At 72.3% G+C, this 17,295-nt stretch carries 16 protein-coding genes; 5 read left to right on the top strand and 11 right to left on the bottom strand.

Annotation, left to right across the window (positions count from 1 at the left end):
• The first annotated feature begins 86 nt into the window (after positions 1-86).
• Positions 87-1,808, top strand: a complete 1,722-nt coding sequence (locus DEH69_RS11360) for a PHP domain-containing protein (RefSeq protein ID WP_113686815.1) — start codon at positions 87-89, stop codon at positions 1,806-1,808.
• Between the two features lie 106 nt (positions 1,809-1,914).
• On the opposite strand, the gene DEH69_RS11355 is transcribed toward DEH69_RS11360, so the two are convergent.
• The 8 genes from DEH69_RS11355 to DEH69_RS11320 form a co-directional block, all read right to left on the bottom strand.
• On the bottom strand, positions 1,915-2,979 hold the full coding sequence (locus tag DEH69_RS11355; protein WP_258534593.1) for an aldose epimerase family protein: 1,065 nt from the start codon (positions 2,977-2,979) through the stop codon (positions 1,915-1,917).
• A 106-nt stretch (positions 2,980-3,085) separates the two neighbouring features.
• Positions 3,086-4,228: a multiple monosaccharide ABC transporter permease gene (gene mmsB, locus DEH69_RS11350; protein ID WP_113686914.1), complete on the bottom strand. Its 1,143-nt coding sequence runs from the start codon at positions 4,226-4,228 to the stop codon at positions 3,086-3,088.
• 53 nt (positions 4,229-4,281) lie between these two features.
• Positions 4,282-5,853 carry a sugar ABC transporter ATP-binding protein gene (locus DEH69_RS11345; protein ID WP_220131226.1) on the bottom strand — a complete coding sequence of 524 codons (1,572 nt, stop codon included), beginning with the start codon at positions 5,851-5,853 and terminating at the stop codon, positions 4,282-4,284.
• Positions 5,850-6,965, bottom strand: a complete 1,116-nt coding sequence (gene chvE / locus DEH69_RS11340; protein WP_113686813.1) for a multiple monosaccharide ABC transporter substrate-binding protein — start codon at positions 6,963-6,965, stop codon at positions 5,850-5,852. The genes DEH69_RS11345 and chvE overlap by 4 nt, the downstream gene beginning before the upstream one ends.
• A gap of 257 nt (positions 6,966-7,222) precedes the next feature.
• Positions 7,223-8,194 carry a hypothetical protein gene (locus tag DEH69_RS11335; protein WP_113686812.1) on the bottom strand — a complete coding sequence of 324 codons (972 nt, stop codon included), beginning with the start codon at positions 8,192-8,194 and terminating at the stop codon, positions 7,223-7,225.
• A 69-nt stretch (positions 8,195-8,263) separates the two neighbouring features.
• On the bottom strand, positions 8,264-9,295 hold the full coding sequence (locus DEH69_RS11330; RefSeq protein WP_113686811.1) for a zinc-binding dehydrogenase: 1,032 nt from the start codon (positions 9,293-9,295) through the stop codon (positions 8,264-8,266).
• On the bottom strand, positions 9,292-10,458 hold the full coding sequence (locus DEH69_RS11325) for a mandelate racemase/muconate lactonizing enzyme family protein (protein WP_113686810.1): 1,167 nt from the start codon (positions 10,456-10,458) through the stop codon (positions 9,292-9,294). The genes DEH69_RS11330 and DEH69_RS11325 overlap by 4 nt, the downstream gene beginning before the upstream one ends.
• Before the next feature lie 90 nt (positions 10,459-10,548).
• Complete coding sequence (locus DEH69_RS11320; RefSeq protein WP_113686809.1) at positions 10,549-11,151, bottom strand: TetR/AcrR family transcriptional regulator; 603 nt, start codon at positions 11,149-11,151, stop codon at positions 10,549-10,551.
• Between the two features lie 143 nt (positions 11,152-11,294).
• Between DEH69_RS11320 and DEH69_RS11315 the strand changes: the two genes are divergently transcribed.
• A complete protein-coding gene (locus tag DEH69_RS11315; RefSeq protein WP_181727376.1) occupies positions 11,295-11,654 on the top strand; it encodes an NmrA family NAD(P)-binding protein in 360 nt (119 codons plus the stop codon).
• On the opposite strand, the gene DEH69_RS11310 is transcribed toward DEH69_RS11315, so the two are convergent.
• A complete protein-coding gene (locus DEH69_RS11310; protein WP_113686808.1) occupies positions 11,651-12,559 on the bottom strand; it encodes an SGNH/GDSL hydrolase family protein in 909 nt (302 codons plus the stop codon). The two genes, DEH69_RS11315 and DEH69_RS11310, sit on opposite strands and share 4 nt — an antisense overlap.
• Positions 12,560-12,826: 267 nt before the next feature.
• Between DEH69_RS11310 and DEH69_RS11305 the strand changes: the two genes are divergently transcribed.
• Both DEH69_RS11305 and DEH69_RS11300 read left to right on the top strand, forming a co-directional pair.
• On the top strand, positions 12,827-13,321 hold the full coding sequence (locus DEH69_RS11305; protein ID WP_113686807.1) for a DUF3145 domain-containing protein: 495 nt from the start codon (positions 12,827-12,829) through the stop codon (positions 13,319-13,321).
• Between the two features lie 17 nt (positions 13,322-13,338).
• Positions 13,339-14,229 carry an NAD(P)-dependent oxidoreductase gene (locus DEH69_RS11300; protein ID WP_113686806.1) on the top strand — a complete coding sequence of 297 codons (891 nt, stop codon included), beginning with the start codon at positions 13,339-13,341 and terminating at the stop codon, positions 14,227-14,229.
• A gap of 114 nt (positions 14,230-14,343) precedes the next feature.
• Here DEH69_RS11300 and DEH69_RS11295 read toward each other — a convergent pair whose 3' ends face one another.
• Positions 14,344-14,976, bottom strand: coding sequence for a TetR/AcrR family transcriptional regulator (locus DEH69_RS11295; protein ID WP_113686912.1), 633 nt, complete (start codon positions 14,974-14,976; stop codon positions 14,344-14,346).
• A gap of 39 nt (positions 14,977-15,015) precedes the next feature.
• Between DEH69_RS11295 and DEH69_RS11290 the strand changes: the two genes are divergently transcribed.
• A complete protein-coding gene (locus DEH69_RS11290) occupies positions 15,016-15,954 on the top strand; it encodes a beta-ketoacyl-ACP synthase III (RefSeq protein WP_113686805.1) in 939 nt (312 codons plus the stop codon).
• Between the two features lie 61 nt (positions 15,955-16,015).
• Here the strand turns inward: DEH69_RS11290 and fabF are convergent, their stop codons facing one another.
• Positions 16,016-17,278 (bottom strand): beta-ketoacyl-ACP synthase II, encoded by a 1,263-nt coding sequence (gene fabF / locus DEH69_RS11285; RefSeq protein WP_113686804.1) that lies wholly within the window; start codon positions 17,276-17,278, stop codon positions 16,016-16,018.
• Positions 17,279-17,295 lie beyond the last annotated feature (17 nt).

Genomic DNA, 17,295 nt, shown 5'->3' with positions numbered 1-17,295 from the left:
TTCTCACCCGGCGTTCACTCGGTGCCCCAAGAGTGCCCCCGGCAGACATACCGAAGTTCCGGCATGAACCACCTGGGAGCGCACACATGGGGCATCACCACGGTCACGGCCACCACCACGCGCACGACCACGACCACGCGCACGACCACGACGAGGCTTACGACTCCAGACCGCTGCCCGCGGCGATGGACCCGGCCGTTCCCGACAGCGAGCTCGACCCCGACCAGCTCTCCCGCCGTTCGATGCTGCGCCGCGCCGGGCTGCTCGGCGCGGGCGTGGCCGGGGCTGGCGTGCTCGCCGGTGCCGGTGCGGGCACCGCGGCGGCCCGCCCCGCCGACGGCGGCGGCAACGGCGGCGGGCGGCTGCTGTGGCTCGCCGGTGACCACCACATCCACACCCAGTACAGCTCCGACGGCCAGTACCGGGTGATCGACCAGGTCCGCAACGGCGCCCGCAACGGCCTCGACTGGATGGTGATCACCGACCACGGCGGCGCGCAGCACTCCAGGATCGGCGTCGAGCGCGTCAACCCCGACATCGTGGCGGCCCGTTCGGCCCACGAGGACACGCTGGTCTTCCAGGGCCTCGAGTGGAACATCCCGGCCGCCGAGCACGGCACCGTGTTCGTGCACCCGGGCCGCAACGAGGTCGATGTCCTCAAGCGGTTCGAGACGGACTACGACGGCAGCGTCAACAACGCAAGCGGCAACACCCCGCAGAACGAGGCCCTGGCCATCGCCGGGCTCGACTTCCTCGCCGGGCAGGTGCGGCGCCGCGCGGTCCGCGACGCGCTCATGCTGGCCAACCACCCCTCGCGCCAGGGCGTCGACTCCCCGCACGAGATCCGCGCGTGGCGCGACGCGCAGCCGCGCATCGCCGTCGGCTTCGAGGGCGCGCCGGGCCACCAGGCCGCGGGCATCCCCGAGCCGCACGGCCCGGGCGGCGGGCGCGGCTACTACGCGGGCAGCCCAGGGCCCAACTCGTTCCCCGGCTACCCGGCCGAGAGCTACCGCACCTGGGGCGGCTTCGACTGGATGACGGCGACCGTGGGCGGCCTGTGGGACAGCCTGCTCTCCGAGGGCAAGGCGTGGTCCATCTCCGCCAACTCCGACTCGCACGTCAACTACGCGGACACCGCCACCAGGCCCGATGACACCGACTTCGACGCCAACGGCTTCCACTCCGACCCCGTCTACCGCGGCTCAGGGCTCAACCTGACCGCGGGCGACTTCTGGCCCGGCCAGTACAGCCGCACCCATGTCGGCGCGACCGGGTTCACCTACTCCGCCGTCATGGAGGGCATCCGTGCGGGCCGTATCTGGGTGGACCACGGCGGGCTGATCTCGGGGCTCGACGCACGGCTGCGGGGCGGCAACCGCTCGGCCACGCTGGGCGGCACCCTGCACGTCAGGCGCGGCGCCGAGGTCGAGCTGACGATCAAGGTGTCCCTGGCCAACGGCCCCAACTGGGCGGGCTTCGTGCCCGAGCTGGCGCGCGTCGACGTCATCCAGGGCGTCGTCACGGGCGAGGCGGACGACAGGGACGCCTTCCACGCCCCCGACACGCGGGTGGTGAAGTCGTTCGACGTCAACGAGTCCACCGGCGAGGTCACGTTGACCCACCGCCTGGGCCGCGTCGACCGCCCGCTCTATGTCCGCCTGCGCGGCACGGACGGCCGTCGGAGCCAGCCGGGACTGAACGGCGCGGGCGTGGACCCCGCGGGCCCGGCCCTCGATGTCCTCGGCGACGCCGACCCGTGGCTCGACCTGTGGTTCTACAGCAACCCGATCTGGGTGCTGCCGGCGTAGGCGCCAACGCGAGCCCACCCCGGCTGCGGCCCGGCCCCCAACCCCCGCTGCGGCCACATGCGCGCGCTCTATCCGACGATCGCGATCGAGGAGCTGCCGGACGCGCCTACCGTGCCGTGAAGCCGTGCACCGTGGTCGAGCGGAACGTTTCGCCGGGGCGCAGCACGGTCGAGGGGAACGCGGGCCGGTTGGGCGCGTCGGGGAAGTGCTGGGTCTCCAGGCACACGGCGTCGCCCTGCCGGTAGGCGCGCCCTGATGGCCCGGCGAGCGAGCCGGTGAGGAAGTTCCCGCTGTAGAGCTGCACGCCGGGCTCGGTCGTGGAGACGGTCATCACCCGCCCTGAGCCCGGGTCGTGCAGCGTCGCCGCGTGCCCTGGGGTCTCGGTCGGGCCCTTGTCGAGCACCATGCAGTGGTCGTATCCCTGGGCGGCGAGCAGCTGGGGGTGCCCCGCGCGGAGGTCCTGGCCGATGGGCTTGGCCGCCCTGAAGTCGAACGGTGTGCCGCGCACATCGGCCAGCTCGCCCGTGGGGATCAGCGTGGCGTCCACGGGCAGATAGCGGCTCGCGGCCAGCGCCAGGCGGTGCCCCGCGACCGGGCCCGAGCCCTCGCCCCCGAGGTTGACATAGGTGTGGTTGGTGAGGTTCACCACCGTGGGGGCGTCGGTCGTCGCCAGGTAGTCGATGCGGAAGGCGCCGTTCTCCTCCAGCGTGTACGCGACGGTGACCGAGAGCGTTCCGGGGAAGCCCATCTCGCCCGCGGGGCTGGTCAGGCGCAACGCCAGCCCCGCGGGCCCGTTCGGGGTGACGTCCCACAGGCGCTTGTCGAAGCCGGTCTCGCCGCCGTGCAGGCTGTGCGGTGCCTCGTTGACCGGCACCTGGTGCGTGGTGCCGTCGAGGGTGAAGCGGCCCTGGGCGATGCGGTTGCCGAAGCGCCCTATCAGCGCCCCGAAGTAGGGCGAGTCGGTCATATAGGGCTCGGCGGTGGCGAAGCCGAGCGACACGTTGGCCACGCGCCCCTGGCGGTCCGGCACCTCCAGGGTCTGCACGATGCCGCCGAGGTCGAGCACGCCCAGGCGTGTGCCGCCCCTGGCCAGGGTCCAGCGGGCCACGGGCGTACCGTCGGGCAGCGCGCCGAACGGCTCCCGCCGCGGGGGCGCGTCGGCGGGAGCCATGGCGTGGGCTGTGCTCGGGGGCGTCGTCGGTGAAGGGGACATGAGACAAGGGCTCCTAGGGAGTTCGGTGACGTCAGGAGCCCGCGGGCCGCGCCCCGCCGGTGTGTCATGCCCGGCTGGTGAGGCCCCTGCGCTTGTTCCACACGTCGAAGGCGACGGCGATGAGGAGGACCAGGCCCTTGATGACCTGCTGCCAGTCTTCGCCGATCTTGAGGAGTTGCATGCCGTTGTCGAGGACGCCGAGGACGAGGCCGCCGATGACGGCGCCGAGTACGGTGCCGACGCCGCCGCTCATGGAGGCGCCGCCGATGAACGCCGCCGCGATCGCCTCCAGTTCGAAGAGGTTCCCCGCGCCCGTGGTGGCGGTGCCGGTGCGGGCGGTGAACACGCAGCCAGCGAGCGCGGAGAGGACGCCCATGTTGATGAACACCGCCATGGTGACACGGCGATACTTCACCCCGGACAGCTGGGCCGCGGCGCGGTTGCCGCCCAGGGCGTAGACATGGCGGCCGATGACGGAGTTGCGCATCACGAAGCCGAGCAGCACCAGCAGCCCGCCGAGGATCAGCAGGACGACGGGGGCGCCGCGGTAGCTGGCCAGGGTGAGGGAGAACGCCATGACGGCCGCCACGATCGCCGCGCACTTGAGCACGAACAGCTCGCGCGGCAGCACGTTGAGGTCGTAGTCCCTCTGCTGCCGCCTGGTCCGCCACTCCTGGATGACCACCACCGCGCAGACGGCCAGGCCCAACAGGACGGTGAGGTTGTGGTAGTTGGTGTCGGGGCCGACCTCGGGCAGGAAGCCCTGGTTGATGTCCTGGAACCCCTGGGGCAGCCCCGACCAGGTGCGGCCTTCGAGGAGGATGCGGGTGGCGCCCCGGAAGAGCAGCATGCCCGCCAGCGTCACGATGAACGACGGCAGCCCGACATAGGCGATCCAGAAGCCCTGCCACGCGCCGATCGCCGCGCCGATCAGCAGCGCGAGAAAGAGGGCGAGCTGCCAGGGGATGTCGTGTTCGAGCATCATCACGGCCGCGGCGGCCCCGGAGAACCCGGCGATCGAGCCGACGGAGAGGTCGATATGGCCGTTGATGATGACGATCATCATCCCGATCGCGAGGATCAGGATGTAGCCGTTCTGGTTGATGATGTTGGAGACGTTGCGGGGGAGCAGGACGTCGCCGCCGGTCCAGATCTGGAAGACGGCCAGCAGCGCCACCAGGGCGATCAGCATCCCGTACTGCCGCATGTTGGTGCGCAGCGACCTGGCCACGACGGTGGTCAGCTTGCCTATGACAGGGCTCACGCTCCCGCTCCCGCCTGCTCGTCGGTGCCGGTCATCAGTCGCATGAGCGCCTCCTGGGTGGCTTCGGCGCGGTCGAGGATTCCGGTGAGGCGGCCCGCGGTCATGGTGGCCACGCGGTCGCAGATGCCGAGGAGTTCGGACAGCTCGGACGAGATGACGATCACGGCCTTGCCCTGGGCGGCGAGCTGGTCGATGACGGTGTAGATCTCGGACTTGGCGCCCACGTCGATGCCGCGCGTGGGCTCGTCCAGGATCAGCACCTCGGGCCCGGTGTTGATCCAGTTGGACAGCACGACCTTCTGCTGGTTGCCGCCGGAGAGCCGCCCGACCTGCTCGAAGACCGTGGGTGTCTTGATGTTCATCGAGCCGCGGAACCCCTCGGCCACGCGCGTCTCGGCGTGCTCGTCGACGAATCCGCGGCGGGCCACCTTGGGCAGGGCGGCGAGGGAGATGTTCCGCGCGATGCTGTCGAGGAGGTTGAGGCCATAGGTCTTGCGGTCCTCGGTGACATACGCGATGCCGCTCGCGATCGCGTCCGAGACCGTCCGCGTGGAGACCTCGCGGCCGTGCACGGCGACGGTGCCGCGCTCGTAACGCCCCCACGAGCGCCCGAAGACGCTCATCGCCAGCTCGGTGCGGCCCGCGCCCATCAGCCCCGCGAGGCCCAGGATCTCCCCGTGCCGCACCTCGAGCGAGACGGAGTCGACCACGCGGCGCTGCTGGTCGAGCGGGTGCCGCACGGTCCAGTCGGAGACGGCAAGCGCCACCTGCCCGGCGCGTTCGCCGGTGTACGGGGTGCGCTCCGGGTAGAACTGCTCCAGCTCACGCCCCACCATCCCGCGGATGATCCGCTCCTCCGACGTGGTGGCCATGGGCAGCGTCTCCACCGTCCGCCCGTCCCGCAGGACGGTGACGGTGTCGGCGACCTGGCGGACCTCGCCCAGCTTGTGGGAGATCAGGACGCACGCGATGCCCTGCTCCCGCAGCCCGGTGATCAGCCGCAGCAGCTCGCGGGAGTCCTCGTCGTTGAGCGCGGCGGTCGGCTCGTCCAGGATCAGCAGCCTGACGCGCTTGGCCAACGCCCTAGCGATCTCGACGAGTTGCTGCTTGCCCACGCCGAGCGCCGCCACCGGGGTCTGGGGGTGCTCCCCGGTGAGGCCGACGCTGCGCATCAGCGCCTCGGTCTCGCGCAGCGTGTCGGACCAGGAGATGATCCCGCCGCGCCCGGCGCGCTCGTTGCCCAGGAAGATGTTCTCGGCGATGGACAGCTGCGGGATCAGCGCGAGCTCCTGGTGGATGATCACGATCCCGCGCGCCTCGCTGGCCCGGATGTCCCGGAACCGGCAGGGCTCGCCCTCGAACAGGATCTCGCCGCGGTAGCTGCCGTGCGGATGCACCCCGGAGAGGATCTTCACCAGGGTGGACTTGCCCGCGCCGTTCTCCCCGCAGATCGCGTGGATCTCCCCGGGCGCGACGGTGAGGTCCACCCCGTCCAGGGCGCGCACCCCGGGAAACGCCTTGGTGATGCCCCGCATCTGAAGCACGGGGCCGGTCGGTTCGCTGGTCATGACGCGAGATCGGCCTCGGTGTAGTAGCCCTCGTCGATCAGCAGCTGGTAGTTCTCCGCGTCGATGCTCACCGGCTCCAGCAGGAAGGACGGGACGACCTTGACGCCGTTGTCGTACGTCTCGGTGTCGTTGGCCTCGCACTCCTCGCCGTTCAGCAGCGCCTGGCCCATCGCCACGGCCTGCCTGGCCAGCTCGCGGGTGTCCTTGTAGACCGTCTGCGTCTGCTCGCCCGCGACGATCGACTGGACCGACGCCAGCTCCGCGTCCTGGCCCGTCACCACGGGAAGCGGCTGCGCCTCGGTGCCGTAGCCGACGCTCTTGAGCGCCGCGATGACGCCGAGCGAGATCCCGTCGTAGGGCGAGAGCACCGCGTCGATCCGCTCGCCGCGGTAGTCGGCCGTCAGCAGGTCGTCCATCCGGTCCTGCGCCTCCGAGCCCGACCAGCGCTCGGTGGTCACGGCGTTCAGCTCGGTCTGGCCGGATCGCACCACGAGCTGGCCGCCGTCCAGATACGGCTGGAGAACGCTGAGCGCGCCGTCGAAGAAGTACCGGGTGTTGTTGTCGTCGGGTGACCCCGCGAACAGCTCGACGGTGAACGGGCCCTCCTCGCCGTCCGCGAGGCCGAGGGAGTCCACGATGTACTGCGCCTGGAGCTCGCCGACCTGCTCGTTGTCGAACGTCGCGTAGCAGTCGACGTGTTCGCTGTCCATCAGCAGCCGGTCGTAGGAGACCACCGGGATCTCGGCGTCCGCGGCCTGGGAGAGGACATTGCCGAGCGAGGCGCCGTCGATCGCCGCGATCACCAGCAGGTCCACACCCTGCGCGATCATGTTCTCGACCTGGCTGATCTGTGTCTCGATCTGGTCCTCGCCGTACTGGAGGTCGGTGTCGAATCCGGCCTCCTCGAACTGCGCCACCATGTTCTCGCCGTCGGCTATCCAGCGTTCGGACGACCGCGTCGGCATCGCGATCCCGATCGTGCCGCCCTCCTCACCCGGATCTCGCTCGTCCTCCGACCCCCCTTCGCTGTCCTGACCGCACCCCGCGAGGGCGAGGGCGAGAACGGTGGCCGCCGCGGCGGCGCGGACTGTTGCGGCTCGGAAACGCGACATGGGGTTACGTCCTCTCGGAGAGATCGAACGTCTTCAGTACTGGTCGTGCCGGATGGTGCCGGTGGTGCAACCGTGCTGGTCTTGCGGGTCGTTCCTCTGGGCTGTTCCCTTGGGGTGTTCCCTTGGACTGTTCCGTTGGAAAATGTCGGACCATGTTTGAACTGGCGCGACGCTAACGGCGGTTGAGGGGCGTGTCAATGGTCAGGACAAGCCCCCCGCCGCGGAGATCTGACGGGGAGTCAGCCGTCGAACGTGAATCAGCCGCCGTCGGAGAAGCGGCGCAGCGGCCCTGGGAGCCTCGCCCCCGGCGGCGACATGCCGCGGTCGGCGCCGAGCCGGGCGAGCAGGTCGAGGGCGAGCCGCCCGCGCCTGACCCGTTCCCGCGCGGTCTGGAGGGTGAGTTCGCGCAGATGGCCGCCGTACGGGTAGATGCCGGGCGCCTTGCTGAGCCCGAACTTCAGATAGATCGGCGCGCCGCGTCTGATCAGCTCGGCGATGTCATACATCCGGACATAGCCGCCGAGGTCGTCGGGCGCCTCCAGGTAGAAGTCCAGCGGGACGCCGCTGACGCGCCGGATCTCGGTGAGGTGCTCCAGGGTCAGATCCGAGGGGATGTTGACCGAATCGGCGCCCAGGCGCTCGTGCACGGAGACCGACGCGGGGTTGACGGGGCCGACGAGCGCGGAGACCTTGAACGTCGTGTCGGCGGGCAGCGTGCCGCGCTCGCGCAGCCGGTGCAGCAGCCACAGCACGCCCTCGTCGGCGACCAGCAGGCAGCGCACGCCCAACTCGGCGGCGCGCAGGGCGTCCTCGACGCACCCGGCGAGCGCCCCCTGGCCGCGGGCGCGCAGCCCCGCGCCGCCCGAGGCGCTGCGGGTCGAGGCGCCGATGTCCCACGTGCCGCGGGGGCCGGTGAACAGGCACAGCTCGGCGCCCGCGTCGGCGCACGCGCCGACCATGTCGGCTATCTCCCCGTCGGTGAGCATCCACACGCCGCTGCCCTGGCTGATGCGGTGCACGGGGACATCGAGGCGGGTGGCCTCCTTCAGCACGGTGGCCAGGGCCTCGGGGCCCTCGACGGACGGGATCTCCGTGCGCCAGGTGCCGCCGTCGGGGAAGGCGTGGGGGGAGGCGTCGGCGGGGTCGTCCGCCGGGAGGGCGTAGCCCAGCGAGGCCAGCGCGGCCTCCCCGGGGCGACGGGACGGTGCGGGGACGGACTCAGACACGATGCTCCAGTGTTCGCGGTGGTTCGGTGGTTCGGCGTTCGGGATCTCGGCGTTCGTTCGGCGCGGCAGGCGTCAACGGTCCCCCCGGGGTTCGAGGAGAACCTTGCCCACCTCGGGGTCGCCGCTACCGACCAGCTCGATCGCTTCTCCGAACGATTCGAGCGGCAGCCGGTGCGTGACGAGCGCCCCGGGGCGCAGCAGCCCGAGGCGGAACGCGCGGGTGGCGTACGCCCAGGCGGCGGGCGGTGCGCCGAAGACGCCCGCGACGGTCAGCTGGCCGACCGCGACGAGCACCGGGTCGATGCCGAGGGCGCCAGGCGCGGGCAGCCCGGTGAGCACGACGCGCCCGCCGCGCCGCGCCAGCAGGCACGCGTCCCGCGCGGTGCCGGGGGCGCCCGCGGTCTCGACGACCAGGTCGAACCCGCCGTGCAGCTCGGCCGCCTCGTCGGGCGGCGCGGCGCGGCTCGCGCCCATCGCGGCGGCCCGCGTCCGCGGCCGGTCGCGGGGGTCCACGGCGACGAGGTCGGCCGGGGACCAGGCGGCGAGCAGCTGGACGGCGAGCAGCCCGAGCGTTCCGGCGCCCACCACCGCCACGCGCTCCCCGGCGCGCGGGGCGGCGCGCAGCACGGCGGCCGCGACCACGGCCGCGGGTTCGAGAAGGGCGGCGGCGGTCAGGTCGGCCCCGTCGTCCAGCAGGTGCAACAGCCGCGCGGGCAGCACCAGATGGTCGGCGAACGCGCCAGGGCTGGTGAACCCGGTCTCCTCGTACCCGGCCGTGCACAGGCTGGTCTCGCCCGAGCGGCACCGCTCGCACACCCCGCACGCCCGGAATCCCTCGCCCACGCACGGGCGCCCGACGAGCGACGCGTCGACGCCCGGCCCCGCCTCGGCCACCGTGCCCGACCACTCGTGGCCCGGCACCACGGGATAGCGCACATAGCCATCGGCGCGCGTGCCGTCGTAGACCTCGCGGTCGCTCGCGCAGATCCCCGCGGCGTGCACGGCCACCCGCACCTCGCCAGGGCCCGGCACCGGAGGCGCCTCGGCGGTCACCAGCCGGTGGGCGCCGGGGCGTTCGACGAGGACGCTGCGCGCCGCGGTCACCGCCGCGCCCCGCCGTCCCGCTTGTGCCAGTCCTCGGCCCACAGGTTGAAGCGCGCGCGCTGCTGCGGGAACTCGGCCGCCGCGTCCGTGTCCAGCTCGACGCCGAGCCCGGGCTCGTGGGAGAGCGTGAAGTAGCCGTCGACCACCTGGGGCGCGCCCTTGACGACCTTCTTGATCTCGGCGTCGGCGAAGTCGTTGAAGTGCTCAAGGATCTTGAAGTTCGGGGTGCAGCCCGCCAGTTGGAGGCTGGCGGCGGTGAGCACCGAGCCGCCGACGTTGTGCGGGGCGACGAGCACATAGTGCGCCTCCGCGGTGGCGGCCAGCTTGCGCGCCTCCCCGATGCCGCCGATGTGGCCCACGTCGGGCTGGATGATGTCGGCCGCCTGCGACTCCAGCAGCTCGCGGAACTCGATCCGGTCGTGGATGCGCTCGCCCGTGGCGATGGGCAGCGCCGTGCGCTCGGCGACCTTGGCGAGCGCCTTGAGGTTCTCCGGCGGCACCGGCTCCTCAAGCCACGAGGGCGCGAACGGCTCGAGCTCGCGCGCCAGCCGGATCGCGGTCGCTGGCGAGAAGCGGCCGTGCATCTCGAGCAGCAGCTCGGCCTCGGGACCGATCGCGTCACGGACCGCCTCGACCAGGGAGAGTGAGCGAACGGTCTCGGCGTGGTCGAGTTCGAAGCTTCCCGTGCCGAACGGGTCGAGCTTGAGCGCGCGATACCCGCGCTCCACCACCGCGCGGGCCGCCTTGTGGAACGCGTCGGGCGCGCGCTCGACGGTGTACCAGCCGTTGGCGTACGCCTTGACCCGGTCGTCCGACGCGTCGGCCCTGCCGCCGAGCAGCTGCCACACCGGCACCCCGAGCGCCTTGCCCTTGATGTCCCAGCAGGCCATCTCCACGCACGCGATGCCGGACATCACGATCTCCCCGGCCCGCCCGTAGTCGCCGTACTTCATGCGGCGTACCAGGTCCTCGACCGCGAACGGGTCGGATCCCGCGATGTGGTTGGCCTCGGCCTCCTTCAGATAGCCGAGCAGCGCGTCGGTGTGCCCCAGCATGCGCGTCTCGCCGACGCCGGTCAGTCCCTCGTCGGTGTGGACCCGCACATAGGTGAGGTTCCGCCAGGGGGTTCCGACGACATGCGTGCTGATTCCGGTGATGCGCACGGGTGCCAGCCCTCCACCATGTTCGAGATTTCGTCAGCTGTTCGAAATGCTGGCGAGAACGTTAGGAGCGGGGGCATACCCTGTCAATGGTTACGCCTCCAGCAGGCGTTGGGAACCCCGCCTCCGGTGCTCGGGGCTCAGCCCCGCCACGGTCAGCCGGAACAGCTCGCCCGCCCTGGCGGCCGGGTCGCGGTGGTGCTCCGCGGCCAGGGCGATGCCGACGCTCAGCGTGATCAGGTCCTCGACGGTGACGCCCTCCGCCACCGCGCCGTCCCGCGCGGCGCGTTCGAGCAGGGGCTCGGCCGCCTCTTCGAGGGCCGCCGAGCAGGCGTTGCCGTGCGCGGGGTCGGCCCCCGCGGCGTCGTAGCTCAGCGCGGTCGCGAGCCCCGCGGCGGTGACGCAGTAGGTGACGACGTCGCCCAGCCAGTCGAGCAGCGCCTCGCGGCTGTCGCCGCCCCGCTCCACCAGGTCACGGGCGCGGGCGCACAGCGCCTCGATCCGCTGCCGGGAGACCTCCTCCAGCAGGGCGCGGCGGGTGGGGAAGTGGCGGCGCACGGTCGCCGAGCCGACCCCCGCGGTGCGGGCGATCCGTTCGAGGGAGGCCGCGGCGCCCCGCGTGGCCACCTCGTCCTCGGCCACGGCGAGGATCCGCGCGTGGTTGCGCCGGGCGTCCGCCCGCTGGGTCTCGGCCATGGCGTCATCTCCAGGATCGCTCAGTGGCGGGCCCCGCCGTATCGTACCCGGGTGAAAACGGCGGGCCCCGCCGTTTAACGCGTCCCGAGGAGCAGCATGTCCGTCGCAAGCCCCGCCGATATGCCCGCCGATATGCCGCCGATGTGCCCGCCGATGTGCCCGCCGATTCCGTCCCCGTCCTGGTCACGGGCGCCACGGTCGTGGCGGCCGTCGCCGACCCCCGGCGCTTCCACCGGGTCGAGCTGGAGCTGGCGAGCGAGCACCTGTCGATGGCCGAGATCGCCGATGTCATCTCCCGCGTCCTCGGCACGCGGATCCCCGCGCCCGACATGACCGAGGAGGAGGCGTTCGCCGCGGGGATGCCCGCCGTGGGCGCCAACCACGCGTGGCTGAACGTGGCGCCCCAGCCCGCCCGCCCGCGCTTCGCCAGGGATCTGGGCATCCCCCTCACCCCCTTCGAGGACTGGGCCCGCGCACACCTGCGGGCGGAGGTCGGGGCCTAGGACCCCGCGGTGATCTGCTCGTAGGCGAGCTCGGCCAGCGTCGCCTGGCCCTCGCGGCTCGGGTGGAACCAGTCGAAGTCGCTGAGGTGGTGCGTCGTAAACGCGAAGTCGAAGACGGCGCCCCCGTCGTAACGGCACAGCGCGTCATCGGCGCACACCGCGTCGAGCGCGGCGTTGTACTCCCGCACCCGCTCCCGCACCGCCTCCCGGCGCTCGACCGCCTCGGCCGAGTCGTCGCCCGCGTCGTCGAGCATCGAAGGGCAGATGTTCGCGACCTGCCACACCGTGCGCGCCACGAGCGACTCGCTGCCCTCGGACCACAGCCGCATCAGGTCGGGCACGCTCGACACATAGACCTGTGTGTCCGGCAGTTGGCCCCTGATGATGTCCATCGTCTCGGTGAAGTGCGCGCGGAAGTCGTCGACGGAGGTCATCGACTCCAGATCGGAGGCGCACGCGTCGTTCCCGCCGATCATCACCGTCACCAGCTCGGGCTCGTACCCCACGATCCGCCGGGCCTGGTCGGGCAGGTCGCTCGCCGTCGCGCCCGACTCGGCGAGGTTCCACGAGCGCTCCGAGACGTCGGCGCCGTCCCCCATTAACTGCGTCGCCAGGCTCGCCACCTCCGGCTCCGTCCCGGTGGCCCAGGACGCCTCGGGGCAGTCGGAGAGCAGGGCGCAGGCGTCGAACGCCCGGGTGATCGAGTCGCCGATCGCCGCGAGCGAGGCCGGGCTGGTGTTCCACCGGGGTGCGGGCTCGGCCTCCTCCTCGGCCTGCCCGCCGCCCGGCCCGGGGGCCGAGTCCTCGTCGTCGGACGCGGAGGAGGAGGTGCAGGAGATCGTGCCCGCGGCGAACAGGGCAACGGCGGCGACGGGCAGGGCGAGGGCGCGACGGCTGACCGGCATGCGGCCTCCTTCGGGGGTTCCGGGGTGTCCATGGGGCGGGTGGGCGGGCGGTAGCTTGGTCTAGCGTTTTCCGGCAGATGTGTCTGGCGGCGGGCGACGCCTGACACGCGCCCCGTGACAAGGCTAAAAGATGACCTGACGTCAACCGCTGTCCCCTTTGCCAAGAAAAGGCATGAATACTGTTTACTGTTCGTGCGTGATTCCGGGGGCTTCCAGGGGGCGCCTTGAAGCTCACGGCGGGCGCAGACCGGCGAGAGTGGAGGTCCGATGACGACACGCGGTGTTCTGTATGTGCACTCCGCCCCCCGGGCCCTGTGTCCCCACATCGAATGGGCCGCGGCCGGGGTCCTCGGCGCCCGCGTCAGCCTGGACTGGACCAAACAGCCCGCCTCGCCCGGCACCTGGCGCGCCGAGCTGTCCTGGCAGGGCGAGCCCGCCACCGCCTCCAAGCTCGCCTCCGCCCTGCGCGGCTGGCACCTGCTGCGCTTCGAGGTGACGTCCGAGCCGTCCCCCGCGGCGGAGGGCGAGCGCTACAGCTGCACCCCCGAGCTCGGCATCTACCACGCGGTGACCGGCATCCACGGCGACATCATGATCCCCGAGGACCGGCTGCGCGCCGCCGCGAACCGCTCCGCGCGGGGCGAGAGCGACCTCCAGGCCGAGATCGCCAGGCTGCTCGGCAAGCCGTGGGACGACGAGCTGGAACCGTTCAGGCACGCGGGCGATGGCGCGCCCGTCCGGTGGCTGCACCAGGTGGTCTGACCGTTTAGCGTGCGGTCATGACTGATCAACAGGACCGCATCATCACCGTCAGCGTTCTCGGCACCGGCATCATGGGCTTCGCGATGGCCCGCAACCTGTGCCGCGCCGGGTTCGACGTGCGGGTGTGGAACCGCACCCGGGCCAAGGCGGAGCCGCTGGCCGCCGACGGCGCCCGGGTCACCGACACCGCGGCCGAGGCGGTGGACGGCGCGGAGGTCGTGCTGACCATGCTCCACGACGGCGCGGCCACGCTCTCCGCGATGCGTGCCGCCGAGCCGTCGCTGCGCTCGGGGACCGTCTGGATCCAGAGCGGCACCACGGGCCTCGACGGACTGCCCCCGCTCACGGGCTTCGCGCGGGAACGCGGCCTGTCATTTGTGGACGCGCCCGTGCTCGGCACCCAGCAGCCCGCGGAGACCGGGCAGCTCGTGGTGATGGCGTCGGGGCCCGCGACGGCGAGGGAACGCGCCGAGCCCGTGCTGGCCGCGATCGGCCGCCGCACGCTGTGGCTGGGTGACGAGGCGGGCGCGGGCTCGCGCCTGAAGCTCGTCTGCAACAGCTGGGCGCTGGCCGTCACCCATGGCGCGGCCGAGGCGATGGCCCTCGCCCGGGCGCTCGACGTGGACCCCCAGCGGCTCCTCGACGCGCTCGAGGGCGGCACGCTCGACATGCCCTATCTGCGGATCAAGGCCGAGGTGATCCGCTCCGACGACTACACGCCGACGTTCGCCGTGGACACGGCGGAGAAGGACGCGCGCCTGATCCTCGCGGCGGCGGAACGGGCGGACGTCCGCCTCGACCTGGCCATGGCGGGCGCGGAACGCCTGCGGCGCGCCTCGGACCACGGCCACGGCCGCGAGGACACGGCGGCGTCGTACTTCGCGAGCTTTCCGCCTGCCGCGGGCTGAGCGGCCGCCTGCGGTGGGGTGGGGTGCGGGCGTGTTGGCGCCTGCGGCGGGGCGTGTGGTCGTCCGCGGGGTGGGGTGTGCTTCGCGGTGGTGCGGGTGTGTCATGCCGACAGGTCACCCTGGGCCGGGCGCGTTGTCGTGGTCTCGTTCGGGGGACAGGAGGCGGGTGATCGCCCTTGTGGCCTGGGTGGGGGCCTGGGGGGTGGGGGCCAGTTGGGTGGTGTGGTTCAGGCTCATCATCACGCCGTACAGCTCGAAGACCAGCTGGTCCGGGTCGGTGTCGCGGGGGAGGTCGCCCGCGCGGACCGCGGTGCGGATCTCCGCCGTCAGGCGGCGCTGCCACGCGCGGAACTGGCGGCGGAGGAGCGCGCGGACCGGGCCCGTGCGGCCGTCCTGTTCGAACGTGGAGCTGACGAACAGGCAGCCGCCGGGGAACACGCCGCGCACCAGGTAGGAGATCCACGCGTCGCACACCGCCCGCAGCCTGGGCAGGCCCGGGGTGGTGCCCGAGGCGGGGCGCCAGACCTCGCGGTCGAAGATGACCGCCGCGCGTTCGAGCGCGGCCAGCTGGAGCGCCTGCTTGGTGCCGAAGTGGCCGAGCAGGCCCGACTTGCTGATGCCCAGGTCCGCGGCGAGGCGGCCGATCGTCAGCCCCTCAAGACCCTCGACCGAGGCGACGTCAACACCCCGCTCGATGATGCGCTCGCGCGTGCGACGCGCCTCGGCGGCGGAGTGACGGGGGCTCATGCGTTCCATTATAGAGACCGACCGATCGGTCGCTATCCTGTGCCCATGACGCGTATCTCCGCCGTCGGGTACCACCAGCCCGAGCATGTGATGACCAACGACGACCTGGCCGGGATGGTGGACACCAGCGACGCATGGATCAGGCAGCGGACCGGGATCACCTCGCGCCGCGTCGCCAGGGACGAGTCCGTCCAGGACATGGCCGTGACCGCCGCGGGCAAGGCCATGGCCGCGGCCGGGCTCGCGCCCGACGAGATCGGGCAGGTCATCGTGGCCACGTGCAGCGCCGTCGACCGCGTGCCGTCCGTCGCCGCCCAGGTCGCCGGGCGCCTCGGCGTCCCCTCGGCCGTCGCGTTCGACCTCAACAACGGCTGCGCGGGCTTCACCACCGCGCTCGCCACCGCCGAGCACGGCGTGCGGGCCGGCGCGGTGCGGCACGCGCTTGTCATCGGCGCCGAGAAGATGTCCGCCGTCGCCGACTGGACCGACCGCACCACGTGTGTGCTCCTCGCCGACGGGGCGGGGGCGGCCGTGGTGAGCGCGTCGGACGAGGAAGGGATCGGGCCCGTCGTGTGGGGCTCCGACCCGACGCGGCGGGACATGGTGCGGATGCAGGACGAGTGGCGGCCCAGGTTCGCGCAGGAGGGACAGAGCGTCTTCCGCTGGGCGACGACCGAGCTCGCGCCGTTCGCCCGCGAGGCGTGCGCGCGGGCCGGGATCGCGCCGGGCGAGCTGGCCGGGATCGTCACCCACCAGGCGAACCTGCGGATCATCGAGGCCCTGGCCCGGGCGATCGACGCCCCGAACGCCGTGGTCGCGCGCGATGTGACCGTCTCGGGCAACACCTCGGCCGCCTCCGTGCCGCTCGCCCTGGCCAAGCTGGTCGAACGGCGTGAGGTCCCGGTGGGCGCGCCGGTGCTGCTGTTCGCGTTCGGCGGGGGCCTGGCCTGGGCCGGGCAGGTCGTGCACTGCCCCTGAGGGCGGCGAACGGCCCGCCTCCCGCCGCGTGCCGGGGGGCGGGCCGTTCCGCCGGGCGCCTTCAGAGCGTGCGCAGCGCCAGCGTGACGTTGTGGCCGCCGAAGCCGAAGCTGTTGTTGATGGCAGCGATCGTGCCCGACGGCAGGTCGCGCGGGGCGTCCCTGACGATGTCCGCGTCGATCTGGGGGTCGAGCCGCTCGATGTTGATCGTCGGCGGGGCCTTCCTGTGGTGGAGGGCGAGCACCGTGGCGACCGTCTCGATGCCGCCCGCGCCGCCGAGCAGGTGGCCGGTCATCGACTTGGTGGCCGAGATGGCGATGTGGTCGACGTCGTCGCCGAGCACGCGGCGCAGCGACTTGATCTCCGCGATGTCGCCCTGCGGCGTCGACGTGGCGTGCGCGTTGAGGTGGACGACCTGCTCGGGCTTGAGGTCCGTGGCGTCAAGGAGGTTCTGGATGGCCGACGCGATGCCCTCGCCGTTCGGCTCGGGCTGCGCGATGTGGTGCGCGTCGGCGGACAGGCCCTGGCCGAGCAGCTCGCAGTAGACGCGCGCGCCGCGCCTGGCCGCGTGCTCGGCCGACTCCAGGATCACCACGCCCGCGCCCTCGCCGAGCACGAAGCCGTTGCGGCCCGAGTCATAGGGGCGGGAGGCCCGTTCGATGTCGTCGTTGTCCTTCGAGAGGGCCATCATGTTCGCGAACGCCGCTATCGGGAGCGGGTGGATGCACGCCTCCGTGCCGCCCGCCAGGACCACGTCGGCCCGCCCGGTGCGGATCATCTCGGCGGCGTAGCCCACGGCTTCGGCGCCCGAGGCGCAGGCGCTCACCGGCGTGTGCGAGCCCGCCCGCGCGCCGAACTCCAGGCTGACGTTCGCCGAAGGGCTGTTGGGCATCAGCATCGGCACGGTGTGCGGGGAGACGCGCCGGGCGCCGCTCGCCCTGAGGATGTCGTACTGGTCGAGCAGCGTCGTGACGCCACCGATGCCGGACGCGATGACCGAGCCCACGCGCTCGGGGCGCACGCTGTCGTCGTCGCCCGCCCTGGCGGTGAACCCCGCGTCGGACCACGCCTCCCTGGCCGCGAGCAGCGCGAACTGGGCCGTGCGGTCCAGCTTGCGGGCCTGCGGCCTGGGGAACTGCCCGGCCGGATCGACGGCGGCGGTGGCGGCGAAGCGGACGGGCATGTCGGCCGCCCACTCCGTGGTGAGGGGCTTGACGCCGGACCGGCCGGCGAGAAGCCCCTCCCATGTCGATGCGCTGTCGCCACCCAGCGGTGTGGTTGCGCCGACACCGGTGACTACCACCGTTCGATTGGTCGCGTTCACAGAATCAGTTCTCCGCT

It is taken from the genome of Streptomyces sp. PT12 (genome assembly GCF_003311645.1).
Lineage (GTDB): Bacteria > Actinomycetota > Actinomycetes > Streptomycetales > Streptomycetaceae > Streptomyces.
Note: the sequence above shows the minus strand (reverse complement) of the source record. Positions and strands in the feature narration are given on the sequence as shown.